Source organism: Rhizobium esperanzae, assembly GCF_014197615.1.
GTDB lineage: Bacteria > Pseudomonadota > Alphaproteobacteria > Rhizobiales > Rhizobiaceae > Rhizobium > Rhizobium esperanzae_A.
The window spans coordinates 87676-101926 of sequence record NZ_JACIFY010000005.1; the positions used below are offsets into that span (position 1 = coordinate 87676).

A 14251-nucleotide genomic window follows, 5' to 3' on the forward strand; every position below is an offset into this window, starting at 1 on the left:
GCTTCTTCCTGTCGCTGCGCAGCCGAACTCACGCGGATGCTCCGTTCAGGAAAGGAAGTTGGCATGGCTAAGCTCGTCTTCGGGATGAACCAGTCGCTGGACGGCTACGTCGACCATACGAGGTTTGCGCCAAGTCTCACTCTCTTCCGCCACTTCATCGAGACGGCTCAGAGGCAGGCAGGCAGCATCTATGGCCGGCGAATATATGAGGTCATGCGCTATTGGGATGACGATCATCCCGAATGGGATGTAGAGAAACAGGCCTTCGCAGCGGCGTGGCGGAACCAGCCGAAATGGGTGGTCTCGCGCTCGTTGACGTCGGTCGGCCCCAACGCCAGCCTTGTTGGCGATGATCTCGAGGGCGCGATCCGGGCGTTGAAGGCCGAGCACGACGGGGAAATCGAAGTTGCCGGCCCAGACATGGCCCAAAGCCTTACCGAACTCGGCCTGATCGATGAGTATCACATCTACCTGCATCCCGTCGTGCTTGGCCACGGCAAACCCTATTTCGCGGGACCCCGGCCGCCACTGCGCCTTGTGAGCCATGATCGGGTCGACGAGAATGTGATCAAACTGACCTATGTTCCGGCCTGATTTCAGGAGTTGCGAACTGGTTGAGATCGATGAGAACCAAGCGAACGGGAGTGGAGTTGGCGTGACTTGCTTCCTGATGGCTTCGCCGGGCGAGACGGAAGCCTCGGTCCTCCAACGTCCCTCATCCTTGTAGCCGTAGAGCGAAGCCTCGAAGGACATGCCGCAGCGCTGCACTTGCATACGTCCGATGTCGGCATACGTCCGATGTCGGCGCATCCGCTGCGTCCTTCGAGGCCCTGCGGGGCACCTCAGTGAGGTTCACTTGACTGCCGCGCTTGCCACGGACAACATCAGAGCGCTGGCCGGCCGAGGTTCCCTCCCCACGGCCGGCCTTCCTCATGCTTGCGGATCCTTATCCGGCTTCAGCGGCCATAGGTGACTTCGAGGGAGGCCTTGGCGAGGGTATTTGCCCTGACATAGAAGCCGACCATGGCGCCCGGCGCGGTATCAGGAAGCGGCAGCTTGTCAACCTTGAGCGCGTAGACGGTGAACTGGTAGTGGTGCGGCGCATCGCCGGCCGGCGGGCATGCGCCGCCATATCCCGACGTGCCGAAGTCGGTGTGACCTTCCACGGCGCCGGCCGGAAGCTTCTTGTCGCCGCTTGCGCCGTTGACGATCTTCGAGGCATCCGCGGGAATGTTGAACACCGACCAGTGCCACCAGCCGGAGCCGGTCGGAGCGTCCGGATCGTAAGCCATGATGGCGAAGCTCTTGGTGCCCTCCGGAGCGCCGGACCACACCAGTTCCGGGGAAATATTCTTGCCCGAGCAGCCGAAGCTGTTGAAGACCTGCGCATCGGCCATGACCTTACCGGCGGTCAAATCCTTCGAGGCAAGCTTCATTTCGGCCTGTGCGGCGGTAGCGCCGAAGACCGACGCGGCGAGAAGGGCTGCTGTTATGAGACGCATGTTGTTTTCCTGCGGTTGACGATGCAGGAGACCTATCGTCAGCGGGCGAGTATATCTGCCCGGATCTGCTCAACTTCTGCCCCGATCCGCTCAAAATTCTCAGGTCCGCTCCGCACATGGCGCGGACTGACGCCAAAGCGCTCCTTGAAGCGGGCTGAGAATTGCGACGGCGAATCATAACCGACCTCCAGCGCAACCTGCGCCATCGGCAACGTCGTAGTATGAATAAGCCCCAAGGCCCGATTCATTCTCGTATCGCTCAAGATCTCGCTGAAACCGGTCTTCTCGGCCGCCAGCTTGCGCCTGAGGGTCGCTTCGCTCATGTTGAACGCGCCCGCTGCATGCGCCAGCGTCCAGTCAAAGGCCGGATCGGTTTCGATCATCTGCCTCAGCCGATCCTCCAGCCGTGGGCTATGGCTTTGGCCGAGCACGGCTCCGGATAGCGCAAACCAGATGGCGAGCTCCATCAAACGCGCCTTGACGATGGGGCCGGGAAGGCTTGCCAGGTTGCCGGGCTGACAGCAATAGTCGAACAATGCCGCAGCCTCCTTCGGCAAGCTTGAGGCGTTCGCCGAGACCGGTCGGGATGGAACGACAATCGATCCCATTCTTGTGTAGGCATCCTCGAACACTTGCCGGGGAATGGGAAGCGCCAAGGTCTGGTACTTCTGCGGAGCCTTCGGAATATTTTCCATCGTCAACGGCTGATGATCCGGCAGCAAACCATAGGCGCCTGTCTCGAAGCGCAAAGGCTTATCATCCGCCATGACGATCTTCGTTCCCGATTGCACCTGAAACAACAAGGGGCTCGTATTAACGAGACGATAAAAACAGGCGCGTCCACCCTGGCGGATCAAGGCCCTGGCCGGAATGGGAAAGACGTCGTCGAGCATAGGTTCTCCGGCAATAGGATGGAGCAGAGCGGCGACCGCCAGCGCCGGCATCAAGACACACGCCTCGTCACCTCGCTGCCCCGTGCGGATCGAAATATCAAAACCGTGTCCCAGCGGCAATATTGGCCGGCGCAGTCCGCATCTACCGCCTGCCGGACCTGCTGACATAATCGACCAGCGCTCGCAGCTTCAGCGGCTGCCGCTGGCGCCTGGGATAATAGAGATAGAAGCCCGGAAAGGGCGGACAGAAATCCTCGAGCAGCGGCACGAGTTCGCCGCGCTTGATATAGGGTCCGAAGGTTTCCACCATGCCGAAGGTGATGCCGGCTCCCGCACAGGCCATGCGGATCATCATGCCCATATCGTTGGTGGTGACGGCGGGATCGACTGCGACGTCGAAGTCGCCGTCATTCTCGGTGAACTCCCAGCGATAGGGCGCGGTATCCGGGCGCGGCCGCCATCCGATGCAGGCATGGTTCTGCAGGTCGCGAGGGTGGCGGGGTTGGCCGCGGCGCTCGAGATAGGCGGGGGACGCGACGGCGCATTGCCGCTGCTCTTCGGAGACCGAGATCGCGATCATATCCTGCTCGATCACTTCGCCGAGCCGCACACCCGCATCGAAGCCGGCCTCGACGATATCGAATTCATCATCGGTGATGGTGATATCGAGCTTGATCTCGGGGCAGGCTTGCATGAAGCCGGCCAGCAAGGTGCCCGATAGAAAGCTCTCGGCGATCGAGGAGACGGTGACCTTCAGCAGGCCACTCGGGCGCGCCTGCATGTCCCGAACCGTCTGCATAACATCCCTGACCTGGCGCACCGACGGGCGAACCGCGGCGAGGAACACTTCGCCGGCTTCGGTCAGGCTGACGCTGCGCGTCGTGCGCTGGACGAGCGCAACGCCGAGCCGATCCTCCAAGCGCTGCAAAGCCTGGCTGACGGCGGAGCGGGTGACGCCAAGCCGCTCGCCGGCGCGCCGGAAGTTCAGCGCCTCCGCCACGGCGAGAAAGACCGAAATGCCTTCGAGATCATCGACCATTGGTTAGGACTACTAACCAAGGCATCTTCGATTGGCAACTTAATCGCCGTGCCCGGAAGCGTTATCTCTGTGTCCGGTCACAGCGAGCAACGGCCGAACCCAGGCATCAACAAGCGAGAATATCATGCAGCAACATCCCTATGTCGGCATGTGGGTGACGGATGACGGCCGGATCCGCCACGAACTTCTGGCCGATGGCCGTTACGACGAAGCCCGCGGCAACCGAGAAAGCGCCTATCGAGGCCGTTACGAAGTCACAGGAAACCACATCGAATATTGGGACGATACCGGCTTCACCGCCGACGGCGATTTCGTCGACGGCAACACCCTGCATCATGGCGGCATGGTGTTTCGCCGTAAGGGACATGCCGCCTGACGCGGCAATCTCAAGCAGGAAAGCCGCGTCCAGCTGACCGCCCAAAAAACACTCAACAGACCAATGGAGCTTGAAATGTCTGATATCGAAGGAAAAGTCGTTGCCATTACCGGGGCGAGCAGCGGCATCGGTGAGGCTGCTGCAAGGGTGCTGGCTGCGGCCGGCGCCCGTATCGTCATCGGCGCACGTCGTACCGAGCGGCTGGAGACGCTCGCCGGCGAAATCGCAGCCAAGGGCGGGAGGGTGCGCCTGCGAAAGCTTGACGTCACCGACCGTTCTGAGGTGGAAGCATTTGCCGGCTTTGCCAGATCCGAGTTCGGCCGGCTTGATGTCATCGTCAACAATGCCGGCGTCATGCCGCTTTCGCCGCTCGATGCCCTCAAGGTCGAGGAGTGGGATCGGATGGTCGACGTCAACATCAAGGGCGTTCTCTACGGCATCGCAGCCGCTCTTCCGATCATGAAGGCGCAGGGATCGGGGCAGATCATCAACCTGTCTTCCATCGGCGGCCACAGGGTCTCGCCGACGGCTGCCGTCTATTGCGCGACGAAATACGCGGTGCGGGCAATCTCGGACGGATTGCGGCAGGAGACCGATCACATCCGCGTCACCGTTATTTCTCCCGGCACGACGACCTCGGAACTGGCCGAGACGATCACCGATCCCAGAGCTCGGGACGCCATGAAGGCTTTCAGGGCAGTCACGATCAGCCCGGAAGCCGTGGCCAATTCGATCCTCTACGCGATCAGCCAGCCCGATGACGTCGATGTCAGCGAGATCATCATCCGGCCCACAGCCAGCCCGCATTGAGCTGGCGGCCTTTCGCTTAGAAACCCAGCGTTTGCTGGGCGGGCGGCGGCGGGGCGAGGCTGACACCTTCGAGCTCCAGCATGCGGGCCTTCGACGACGAGCCGCCGGGAGCGGAGAAGCCGCCGATCTTGCCGCCGGCGGCCAGCACCCGGTGGCAGGGAATGATCAGGGCGACCGGGTTTTTCGCCATCGCCTGGCCGACGTCGCGGGCGGCTTCCGGCCCGACGCCAAGCTCCTTCGCCAGCGCGCCATAAGTGGTCGTGCGACCCCAACCGACGCGTCTGGCTGCCGCGTAGATATTGCGGAAGAAGTCATCCTGGCCGGCAAGATCGAGTTCGACGCCGGAAAAATCGGTTTCCTCACCCTGGAAATAGCGCTTCACCGCCGCGACCGTCTCGAGCACGCCAGGCGTCGGCGCGCCGGGCTGGGCATCCGGCAGGCGGCGCAGCAGCAGCCGTTCGGTCGCTTCCGCAGTTTTCGTCGGCAGCTGGAAGCGGGCGATGCCGGTGTCGCTCCAGGCGATGCCGCAGAAACCGCCTGATGTTTCGAAGATGAGATAGTGATGTATCGTCTCGGCCATGACACAGCCTCCGCGTTTTCGATTTACACCAGAATCATACGGGACGACCGCTGTTTCAACCCGTTTCTTGCACATCTCGTTCTTTTTTTGTTCTTGCCATTCTGTTTGGCCGGCGTATCTTTCCTCCCGTGGGAACGACGAGGTAGGTCATGACGACCTGACAGCGCATGAACCAGATTTGCTTCGATTTCGATCATGGTCAAAGTCCGCCTGGGCGGCGGCGCGCAAGCCACAGCGGCGGGCACCGGCTTTTCTTCGCAATCGGCATTCCGGCGATCGTCGAACGGCCAGCGGCTTCGATCGCCGATGACTATGGCAAAGCTTTTTCTCTTTCCGCAAAGCCGCGGCTGACGACGCTGCATATCAGCGTCATCAGCATCGGCGACTACGAGGCGCTGCCGGAGGACGTGGTCTTTGCGGCGCGCCAGGCCGGCGCCACGGTCGAGGGCGCGCCGATCACGATCACCTTCGACAGGATCATGAGTTTTGGTCGGAAAGGCAAGGGGCGACCTCTGGTGCTCTATGGCGAAGGCGGGCGGAAAGCCCTCACCCGACTGCATGTCCAGCTCGGGGTCGGCATGCACAATGCCGGATTGCCGCATAATATCGACCCGCATTTCATGCCGCATATGACGCTGCTCTACGACCGCAAGGCTGTGCCGCCGGCGAGCCTCGACAAGCCGGTTTCATGGGCAGCACAGGAGTTCCTGCTCATTCACAGCCTTCTCGGAAAAACCGAACACCGCATCATCGATCGTTGGCCGCTGCTCGGCTGATCGCAACGATGTCCCTCGACCGCGGCTTGCGCGAGCCGGATTTCCACGCGTAAAACTCGGAAAAGCTGTTCGATTGCAAGCGAGACAAAACATGGACGTTTCAGAGATCATCATTCCGGGCGATACGCCGGGAACAACGTGGCGGCTGCCGGTGCTGCGTTTTGCCGGCCACGATCCGAAGGCTGCGAAAGTCTATATCCAGGCGGCACTGCATGCCGGCGAGCTGCCGGGAACGGTGGCCTTGCACTTCCTCTGCGAGAGGCTGCGGCAGGCGGAAAGCGAGGGCGGAATTGTCGGCGATATCACCATCGTGCCGCAGGCCAATCCGATCGGTGCGGCGCAATCGCATTTCGGCGAGTTGCAAGGCCGTTTCGACCTGGGATCGCGCACCAATTTCAACCGGGATTTCCCGCTGATTTCCATTGCTGACCGGGCCACACTGATCGAAGACCTCGATGATTATCCGGCTACCGACAGGTTGAAACGGCAGCTCCTGCATATGGCGCTCGGCGCCGATCTCGTGCTCGATCTGCATTGCGACGATGAATCGCTGCAATATGCCTATATCGACGAGGCCTTCTGGCCGGAGGCAGCCGATCTTGCCGCCGCGCTCGACATGCAGGCCGTGCTGCTTTCCGATGGCGAAAGTTCGGCCTTCGAGGAGGCCGTCGGCTTTGCCTGGAAATATGAAATTCCCGGCGAGCGCCGATCCCGGTTGCCGGGCAGGCTTTCCGTCACCGTCGAGCTGCGCGGCAAGCGCGACGTCGATCCGGCACTGGCGAAGAAGGATGCGGACGGGCTCTGGCGTTTCCTCGTGACGCGGGGGATCGCCAGCGGCGAGACGGCGGCAACGGCATTTTCCGGGCCGGCCGTGCCGCTCGACAATGTCGAGATCCTGCGCGCTCCCGAAGGCGGCGCCGTGCTTTTCCATCGCAATATCGGCGAGAGAGTTGCGGAAGGCGACGTTCTGGCGACGATCGTCACCCGGCCGGGACAGCCGGGCGGCGGCATCGACCTGCATGCGCCGCAGGCCGGACTGATCCTGACCCGAACCTCCGACCGGCTGGTGCGGCGGCGCGGCGACCTGATGAAGATCGCTTGCGACAATCCCAGCAAGGCCTCGCGCAAGGCCGGCACTCTGGAGAATTGAGCCTCCGGGTTATCGGCGCGCTCGGGATAAAACGCCGCGGGACGTTTGCGCCGGTCCTCGCCCATGTTATCTCGCCGCCATCACAGGAGATCGATCGGCATGGCCATTACCATCTATGGCATCAAGAATTGCGACACGATGAAGAAGGCCCGCAGCTGGCTGGAAGACCACGGCGTCGCCTATGAATTTCATGATTACAAGGCGCTCGGCATCGACCGCGCCCATCTCGAGACCTGGATCGATCAGGCCGGCCTCGATACCGTGCTCAACCGCGCCGGCACCACCTTCCGCAAGCTGCCCGATGCCGAGCGCGAGAATCTGAGCCGGGAAAAGGCGATCGCGCTGATGCTCGATCAGCCGTCGATGATCAAGCGGCCGGTGCTGGAGGCGCAGGGCAAGCTGCTGGTCGGCTTCAAGCCGGAGATTTACGCGGATATGTTCAAGGGCTGAGCCATGTCCAAGACCACGCGCGCGACACAGCTTCTTTCGCAGGCAGGCGTCGCCTTCACTGTCCACACCTATGATTACGATCCCGGCGCCGAGCGCGTCGGGCTGCAGGCGGCCGAGGCACTCGGCGAGGCCCCGCAGCGGGTGCTGAAGACGCTGATGGCCGAGGTGGACGGCAAGCCGGTCTGCGTCGTCGTGCCGTCGGATCGCGAGGTCAGCATGAAAAAGCTGGCGAGCGCCTTTGGCGGCAAATCGGCCAATATGATGAAGCCTGCCGACGCCGAACGGCTGACGGGCTATCATGTCGGCGGCATCAGCCCCTTCGGCCAGAAGAAGATCGTGCCGGCGGCGATCGAGGTATCAGCCCTTGCCGAGCCGCTCGTCTATATCAATGGCGGGCAGCGCGGGCTGCAGGTGCGGCTCGATCCGAAGGATGCGTTGAAGGCGTTGAAGGCGGTCGCTGCGCCATTGATCGCCTGATCAAAGGAAGCGATCGAGCAGGCCCGCGAGCGCCTTCGCTTCGCTTTCGGCAAGCTTGCAGCCGATATGGGTCTCGATCGATCCGGCATAGATGGCCCAGATGCGCTCCCGCAGCTGCCGGCCGGCCTCGGTGATGACAACCCAGCGGCCGCGTCCATCCCTGGCGAAGACTTCGCGCCGGACGAGACCCTCTCTTTCCAGCCGGTCGATCAGGCGGGAAAGATTATACTGCGCCAGCAATGTGCGCTCTTCGATCTCATAGGGGCGCAGCCTGCCGTCTTGCGCGCGCGCCAATTCCCACAGCACGTCATACCAGGCAAGCGGCGGCATGCCGGCGGCTTTCAGGTCGGTTTCGATCGCGCCAAGCAGCCGTTCGCGGGCGCGCATGATGCTCGTCCAGGCGCGGGTGGAGGCTTCGCTCGGCTCGACTGTTTTTTTAGACATAAATGCAATTACATCTATCTTGAATTCTGCCGCAAGCGATATTAGATGCATTTGCATGGATTGTGACCAGGAGATTTCCATGCGCAGACTTACCCTCATCAGCCATCATCTCTGCCCCTATGTGCAGCGCGCCGCCATCGCTCTCCTTGAAAAGGGCGTGGCCTTCGAGCGCATCAATATCGACCTCGCCGACAAGCCGGACTGGTTCCTGAAGATCTCGCCGCTCGGCAAGGTGCCGCTGCTGCGGATCGAAGAGGAGGATGGCAGCGACGCGGTGCTGTTCGAAAGCAGCGTCATCTGCGAATATCTGGAGGAAACGCAGGCGGGTGCAGCTTTGCATCCCGCCGATCCGCTCATCCGCGCCCGTCATCGCGGCTGGATGGAATTCGGCTCCTCCGTGCTTTCCGACCTCTGGGGTTATGAAACGGCGCAGGATGCGGTGCAGCTGGAGACCAAGCGCAAGGCGCTGATTGCCAAGTTCGCGACGGTCGACAGCGCGCTGACCGACGGACCCTATTTCGCCGGCAACAGCTTCAGCCTCGTCGATGCCGTCTTTGCGCCGGTCTTTCGTTATTTCGATCTCTTCGACAGGTTGGGCGACAGCGGCATCTTCGACGGGCTTGAGCGGGTCAAAAGCTGGCGCAAGGCGCTGGCGGCGCGGGCGAGCGTCAAGAATGCCGTTGGTGAGGATTACCCGCAGCGGCTGACGGAATTCCTTGAGAAACATAGCTCGATCCTGCTCAGGCAGCCTGCCGCCGCTTGAACCCCCGGCAGCGGCCGGACAGATATCCGGCCGCTTCAATTCGCCAGCAGGACGCTTCATTTTCGCCGCAAACGGGTCTAAGTCTTCCAGCCTCTTGGTGCGGTTCAGCTTTTCACGGAAGCGCAGAACCGCTCCAATCTTTGGATTTACGCAATTCCCGGCAAAAGCGCTTCGCGCTTTGCCGGGAATTGCTCTAGCGTCGATGACAGAAGGCAGGTTGAACCATGACTTTCATGCCCCAGAGCCAGAACACCATTGATCCCGACAAGCTGGAGAAGCTTGCGGAAGTCGCCGTCAAGGTCGGGCTGCAGTTGCAGAAGGATCAGGATCTGGTGATCACGGCCCCCGTCGTGGCGCTGCCGCTCGTTCGCCTGATCACCAAACAGGCCTATCAGGCCGGCGCCGGGCTGGTGACCGCCTTCTATTCCGACGAGGAAACGACGCTGGCGCGCTATCAGTATGGCAGCGACGAGAGTTTCGACCGCGCCTCCGGCTGGCTCTACGAGGGCATGGCCAAGGCCTATGCCAACGGGGCCGCCCGTCTGGCAGTCGCCGGCGACAATCCGCTGCTGCTGTCGGCGCAGGATGCCGGCAGGGTCGGCCGCGCCAATCGCGCCATGTCCACCGCCTACAAGCCGGCGCTTGAAAAAATCTCGAATTTCGACATCAACTGGAACATCGTCTCCTATCCCAACCCGTCCTGGGCCAAGGTGGTTTTCCCCGACGATCCGGAACCGATCGCGATCGCCAAGCTCGCCAAGGCGATCTTTGCCGCCTCGCGCGTCAATGTCAGTGACCCCATCGCCGCCTGGGCCGAGCACAATGCCAACCTTGCCAAGCGCTCCGCCTGGCTGAACGGCAAGCGCTTCGCCGCGCTGCATTTCAAGGGACCGGGCACCGACCTGACGGTCGGTCTTGCCGACGGGCATGAATGGCATGGCGGCGCATCCACCGCCAAGAACGGCGTTACCTGCAATCCGAACATCCCGACCGAGGAAGTCTTCACCACGCCGCATGCGCTGCGCGTCGAAGGCCATGTGTCGAGCACCAAGCCGCTGTCGCACCAGGGCACGCTGATCGACAATATCCAGGTGCGTTTCGAGGGCGGGCGCATCGTCGAGGCCAATGCCTCACGCGGCGAAGAGGTGTTGAACAAGGTGCTGGATACCGACGAGGGCGCACGCCGGCTCGGCGAAGTGGCGCTGGTTCCGCATTCCTCGCCGATTTCGGCCAGCGGCATCCTGTTCTACAATACGCTGTTCGACGAAAACGCCTCCTGCCACATCGCGCTCGGCCAGTGTTATTCCAAGTGCTTCCTCGACGGCGCGACATTGAGCCAGGAGCAGATCAAGGCGCAAGGCGGCAATTCCAGCCTGATCCATATCGACTGGATGATCGGCTCCGACAAGGTCGATATCGACGGCATCACACCGGATGGTTCGCGGGTTGCTGTGATGCGCCAGGGCGAGTGGGCCTGACCGGCATCGTCGCGCGCTGACTGAGCCAGACGCCGGCAAGCACCATGGCGAAACCGGCGATCTGCGCCGGCGCCAGGCTCTGGCCGAGCGCCAACCAGCCAAGCAAAGTCGCGACGACGGGGCTCAGAAAGCCGAGAGAGGCGACCGCCGAGGGCTCGATGCGCGACAGGCCGCGAAACCAGAGCAGATAGGTGAAGGCCGCGCCGATCAGGCCGAGATAGGTGATGCCGGCAATGTTTGCAGCGCTCAGCGTCGGTAGCGCCGGTTCGAGCAAAAGCGCAAAAGGCAGCAGCAGGATGCCGCCCGCCGTCAATTGCCAGGCGGTGAAGGTCAGGTTTGACACCGCCGGCGCCCAGCGCCGGGTCAGCACGGTGCCGAAAGCCATCGACACGGCGCCGGCGAGCCCGGCGGCCACCCCGACCGGATCGAGCCCCGCCTTCGGCGTCAATACCAGTAGTCCGACGCCGGCCACGCCGGCAAGACCTGCCAGCACCGCAAGCAGCCGGATCGGCATGCCGAGGAAAAACCGCGACAGCGCGATGACGATCAGCGGCTGCACGGCGCCGACCGTTCCGGCAACGCCGCCGGGCAGCCTGTAGGCCGAGACGAAGAGCATCGCCCAGAAGAACGAGAAGTTCAGGGCGCCGAGAATGATGGCCCTTCCCCACCAGATTCCGGTCGGCAACATCCGAACAATCAGCAACAGAAGCAGACCTGCCGGCAGGGCGCGCAGCAGGGCGACCGTCAGCGGATAGCCCTGGGGCAGAAAGGATGTGGTGACGAAATAGGTACTGCCCCAAATGGCCGGCGCCACGGCGGTCGTCAGCACGTCGGCGAGGTATCGCGAATTTGTCTTCATCTCAAGAATCTCTATATCAAGATAAATTCAGGATAGCTTGTTTTATCTTGACGTCAAGATGTCTGCTGATATCGATACGGAATGGCCGATGAGAAGCACGATCACGTCGACAGGATCCTGGCGCAATGGCGGCGTGAGCGGCCGGACCTCGATGTCGAACCGATGGGCATCCTCGGGCGCCTGAAGCGCCTTGGCACCCATCTCGGCCGCGAGGTCGAAGCCGTGTTGCTGGAGCACGGGCTTTCCACCTCCGCCTTCGATGTGCTCGCCACCCTTCGCCGCTCCGGCACGCCTCACCGACTTTCGCCGGGCGAGCTTCTGGAGATGACGATGGTCAGTTCCGGGACGATGACGAACCGGATCGACCAGTTGGAGAAGGCGGGCTTCGTCCAGCGTATCCTCAATCCCGAAGACAGGCGCAGCGTGCTGATTGCTCTGACGGACAAGGGGTTTGCGACCGTCGAAAAGGCGGTCGACGCCCATGCCGCCAACCAGCAGCGGCTGATGGGAAATCTGAACGCTGCCGACAAGGCGGAGCTCGACAGATTGCTGCGCAAGTTTCTCTCGGATTTCGAGTAGTTCGCGCGTTCGATCATGCGGTGGAGTGCTTACCGCATGGATACTCGGGTCAAGCCCGAGTATGACGGAGAATGGGGGCACGATGGGCAAGAAACCGGACACCGGGAGAAATTTCAGCAAAAATGCGCGAGCGGTTTTGCATTAGGAATTGTGCAAACAATGACGGCAATTCCCCAAAAACCGCTGCGCTTACGGTTCTTGCTGCATAGCCTCCCCCACCCTCTGTCGTCCTCGGCCTTGAGCCGAGGACCCATGGCGGCAAACACCGCGTTCGGGTTCACCACAGCGTCAGTGACGATGCAGAATTGCTCTAGAACAGGCTTCCCTGTTTCGGCGGCGGCTCGGTGGCCTTGGCCGTCCGCTTCTTCGACCCTCCCGGCGGCATGCCGCCTTCGGTGGTGACGGCGCCGATGCGGCCGTCGGAAAATTCGATGGAGACCGCGGCACCGGCCGAAAGAGCGGCAGCCTGCGAGATCGGCCTGTCCTCGTCGTCGCGGATCACTGCGTAACCGCGCTTCAGCACGTTTTTGTAGGACAGCGACTGCAGCACTCGGTCCTGTGCCGCAAGCGCGGCTCTTGCCCGGATCAGCTGATGGGATGTGGCGGTGTCGGCGTGCCTGATGAGATTGCCGAGACGCTCGCGGGAGCGGTCGGTTTGCGCCTTCAACCGTGCCGGCAACGAGGCGAGGATGGCCTCGGCGCGCTCGACACGCGATGTCGAGCGGTCGATCAGCCGCTCGACCATGCGTTCAGCCCGCACCATGCGCTCGTTCAGCGTCTGGCGGCGCTCGGCGATACGATTGGAGAGCATATCGGGGCGCAGATGCGAGGCGGCGCGTTCGAAGCCGCGGCGTTTGTTGATGGTGTTGAGTTCCAGCCCGCGGCCGAGGCCGGCCGCCGCTTCGTCGAAACGACGGCGCGGCAGGGCGAGAAGCTGGTCGAGCGACGGCAGAGCCCGCATCAGGGCGCGGACGGACTGGCGGCGCTGATCCATCTGCCGGTTCATGCAGCCTTGCAGGCGCGCGGCGAGAGCAGCCGCCTGCGCTTCCAACTCAGCCTTAACAGGCACCGCCATTTCCGCAGCCCCCGTCGGCGTCGGCGCGCGGACATCGGCGGCATAATCGATCAGCGTCCAGTCGGTTTCGTGTCCGACCGCCGAGATCAGCGGTATCCGGCTTTCGGCGGCTGCGCGCACGACCACTTCGTCGTTGAAGCTCCAGAGATCCTCAAGACTGCCGCCGCCGCGTGCAACGATCAGCACGTCCGGGCGCGGGATGGCGCCTGAAGGTTCCATCGCGTTGAAGCCGCGAATGGCGTTCGCCACCTCCTCGCCTGATCCCTCCCCCTGCACCTTCACCGGCCAGACGAGGACATGCACGGGAAAACGATCGGAGATGCGGTGCAGAATATCGCGGATCACGGCGCCGGTCGGCGAGGTAACGACGCCGATCACCCTGGGCATGAAGGGCAGCCGCTTCTTGCGGGCGGCATCGAACAGGCCCTCGGCGCCGAGCCTGCGCTTGCGCTCCTCGATCAGCGCCATCAGCGCGCCGGCGCCGGCCGGCTCCAGCGTCTCGATGACGATCTGGTATTTGGAGGAACCGGGAAAGGTCGTGACCTTGCCGGTGGCGATGATCTCCATGCCCTCTTCCGGGCGAAACTTCAGCCGCGAGAAGGTGCCCTTCCATATGACGGCGTCGATGCGGGCACGGTCGTCCTTCAGCGCGAAATAGGCATGACCCGAGGAGTGCTGACCACGATAGCCCGATATTTCGCCGCGCACGCGAACCTGGTCAAAGGCCGTTTCGACGGTGCGCTTGATCGAGCCGGAAAGCTCCGAAACCGAATATTCGGCAAGGTTGGTCGGCGAATCGCTGTCGAAGACATTGCTCATTCCTTCTTTCTAGCGCATCGGCGGCAAACGGGAAGGTCGGTAGCGATGCAGAGGCCGTTTTCCCGGCTATTGAAATCGGCAACGCGCTGACGCTGTCGTCGCGCCGTCAAGCTCGGCCGGCGTGGCGACCGAGAGCGAAATCGCCTAAATTCGTTTGGTTGCGGAACGGATAGTTACAATT

General features: G+C 62.5%; 16 protein-coding genes and 1 pseudogene. 10 read left to right on the forward strand and 7 right to left on the reverse strand.

Annotated features, from left to right (window positions below):
- The first annotated feature begins 63 nt into the window (after positions 1 to 63).
- Entirely contained in the window at positions 64 to 594 is a 531-nt protein-coding gene (locus GGD57_RS08665; protein ID WP_184468756.1) for a dihydrofolate reductase family protein, read from the forward strand.
- A 362-nt stretch (positions 595 to 956) separates the two neighbouring features.
- Here GGD57_RS08665 and GGD57_RS08670 read toward each other — a convergent pair whose 3' ends face one another.
- The 3 genes from GGD57_RS08670 to GGD57_RS08680 form a co-directional block, all read right to left on the reverse strand.
- Positions 957 to 1502, reverse strand: a complete 546-nt coding sequence (locus tag GGD57_RS08670) for a YbhB/YbcL family Raf kinase inhibitor-like protein (RefSeq protein ID WP_184468758.1) — start codon at positions 1500 to 1502, stop codon at positions 957 to 959.
- A 38-nt stretch (positions 1503 to 1540) separates the two neighbouring features.
- Entirely contained in the window at positions 1541 to 2395 is an 855-nt protein-coding gene (locus tag GGD57_RS08675) for an AraC family transcriptional regulator (RefSeq protein ID WP_184468760.1), read from the reverse strand.
- A 142-nt stretch (positions 2396 to 2537) separates the two neighbouring features.
- Positions 2538 to 3434, reverse strand: a complete 897-nt coding sequence (locus tag GGD57_RS08680) for a LysR family transcriptional regulator (protein WP_184468762.1) — start codon at positions 3432 to 3434, stop codon at positions 2538 to 2540.
- A gap of 100 nt (positions 3435 to 3534) precedes the next feature.
- Between GGD57_RS08680 and GGD57_RS08685 the strand changes: the two are divergent.
- Together GGD57_RS08685 and GGD57_RS08690 are read left to right on the forward strand one after the other, a co-directional pair.
- Positions 3535 to 3810: pseudogene (locus GGD57_RS08685) on the forward strand (Atu4866 domain-containing protein); the annotation flags it as partial.
- A 75-nt stretch (positions 3811 to 3885) separates the two neighbouring features.
- Positions 3886 to 4620, forward strand: coding sequence for an SDR family oxidoreductase (locus tag GGD57_RS08690; protein ID WP_184468766.1), 735 nt, complete (start codon positions 3886 to 3888; stop codon positions 4618 to 4620).
- A gap of 16 nt (positions 4621 to 4636) precedes the next feature.
- On the opposite strand, the gene GGD57_RS08695 is transcribed toward GGD57_RS08690, so the two are convergent.
- On the reverse strand, positions 4637 to 5200 hold the full coding sequence (locus GGD57_RS08695; RefSeq protein ID WP_184468768.1) for a methylated-DNA--[protein]-cysteine S-methyltransferase: 564 nt from the start codon (positions 5198 to 5200) through the stop codon (positions 4637 to 4639).
- A 167-nt stretch (positions 5201 to 5367) separates the two neighbouring features.
- Between GGD57_RS08695 and GGD57_RS08700 the strand changes: the two genes are divergently transcribed.
- From GGD57_RS08700 to ybaK, 4 genes are all read left to right on the forward strand, one after another.
- The gene (locus GGD57_RS08700) at positions 5368 to 5976 is read left to right on the forward strand and encodes a 2'-5' RNA ligase family protein (protein WP_184468770.1); all 609 of its coding nucleotides are present in this window, start codon (positions 5368 to 5370) and stop codon (positions 5974 to 5976) included.
- A gap of 91 nt (positions 5977 to 6067) precedes the next feature.
- The gene (locus GGD57_RS08705) at positions 6068 to 7126 is read left to right on the forward strand and encodes a succinylglutamate desuccinylase/aspartoacylase domain-containing protein (RefSeq protein WP_184468772.1); all 1059 of its coding nucleotides are present in this window, start codon (positions 6068 to 6070) and stop codon (positions 7124 to 7126) included.
- 99 nt (positions 7127 to 7225) lie between these two features.
- Complete coding sequence (locus GGD57_RS08710; RefSeq protein ID WP_184468774.1) at positions 7226 to 7576, forward strand: ArsC family reductase; 351 nt, start codon at positions 7226 to 7228, stop codon at positions 7574 to 7576.
- A gap of 3 nt (positions 7577 to 7579) precedes the next feature.
- Positions 7580 to 8053, forward strand: a complete 474-nt coding sequence (gene ybaK, locus GGD57_RS08715) for a Cys-tRNA(Pro) deacylase (protein WP_184468777.1) — start codon at positions 7580 to 7582, stop codon at positions 8051 to 8053.
- Here ybaK and GGD57_RS08720 read toward each other — a convergent pair whose 3' ends face one another.
- Complete coding sequence (locus GGD57_RS08720) at positions 8054 to 8497, reverse strand: MarR family winged helix-turn-helix transcriptional regulator (RefSeq protein ID WP_184468779.1); 444 nt, start codon at positions 8495 to 8497, stop codon at positions 8054 to 8056.
- Between the two features lie 79 nt (positions 8498 to 8576).
- On the opposite strand from GGD57_RS08720, the gene GGD57_RS08725 reads away from it, so the two are divergent.
- Positions 8577 to 9260, forward strand: a complete 684-nt coding sequence (locus GGD57_RS08725) for a glutathione S-transferase family protein (RefSeq protein WP_184468781.1) — start codon at positions 8577 to 8579, stop codon at positions 9258 to 9260.
- Positions 9261 to 9484: 224 nt separating this feature from the next.
- Positions 9485 to 10738 (forward strand): aminopeptidase, encoded by a 1254-nt coding sequence (locus GGD57_RS08730; protein WP_184468783.1) that lies wholly within the window; start codon positions 9485 to 9487, stop codon positions 10736 to 10738.
- On the opposite strand, the gene GGD57_RS08735 is transcribed toward GGD57_RS08730, so the two are convergent.
- Positions 10686 to 11597: an EamA family transporter gene (locus GGD57_RS08735; protein WP_184468785.1), complete on the reverse strand. Its 912-nt coding sequence runs from the start codon at positions 11595 to 11597 to the stop codon at positions 10686 to 10688. The two genes, GGD57_RS08730 and GGD57_RS08735, sit on opposite strands and share 53 nt — an antisense overlap.
- A gap of 81 nt (positions 11598 to 11678) precedes the next feature.
- On the opposite strand from GGD57_RS08735, the gene GGD57_RS08740 reads away from it, so the two are divergent.
- Positions 11679 to 12176, forward strand: a complete 498-nt coding sequence (locus GGD57_RS08740) for a MarR family winged helix-turn-helix transcriptional regulator (RefSeq protein ID WP_184468787.1) — start codon at positions 11679 to 11681, stop codon at positions 12174 to 12176.
- 310 nt (positions 12177 to 12486) lie between these two features.
- Here the strand turns inward: GGD57_RS08740 and xseA are convergent, their stop codons facing one another.
- Positions 12487 to 14070, reverse strand: coding sequence for an exodeoxyribonuclease VII large subunit (xseA, locus tag GGD57_RS08745; RefSeq protein ID WP_184468789.1), 1584 nt, complete (start codon positions 14068 to 14070; stop codon positions 12487 to 12489).
- Positions 14071 to 14251 lie beyond the last annotated feature (181 nt).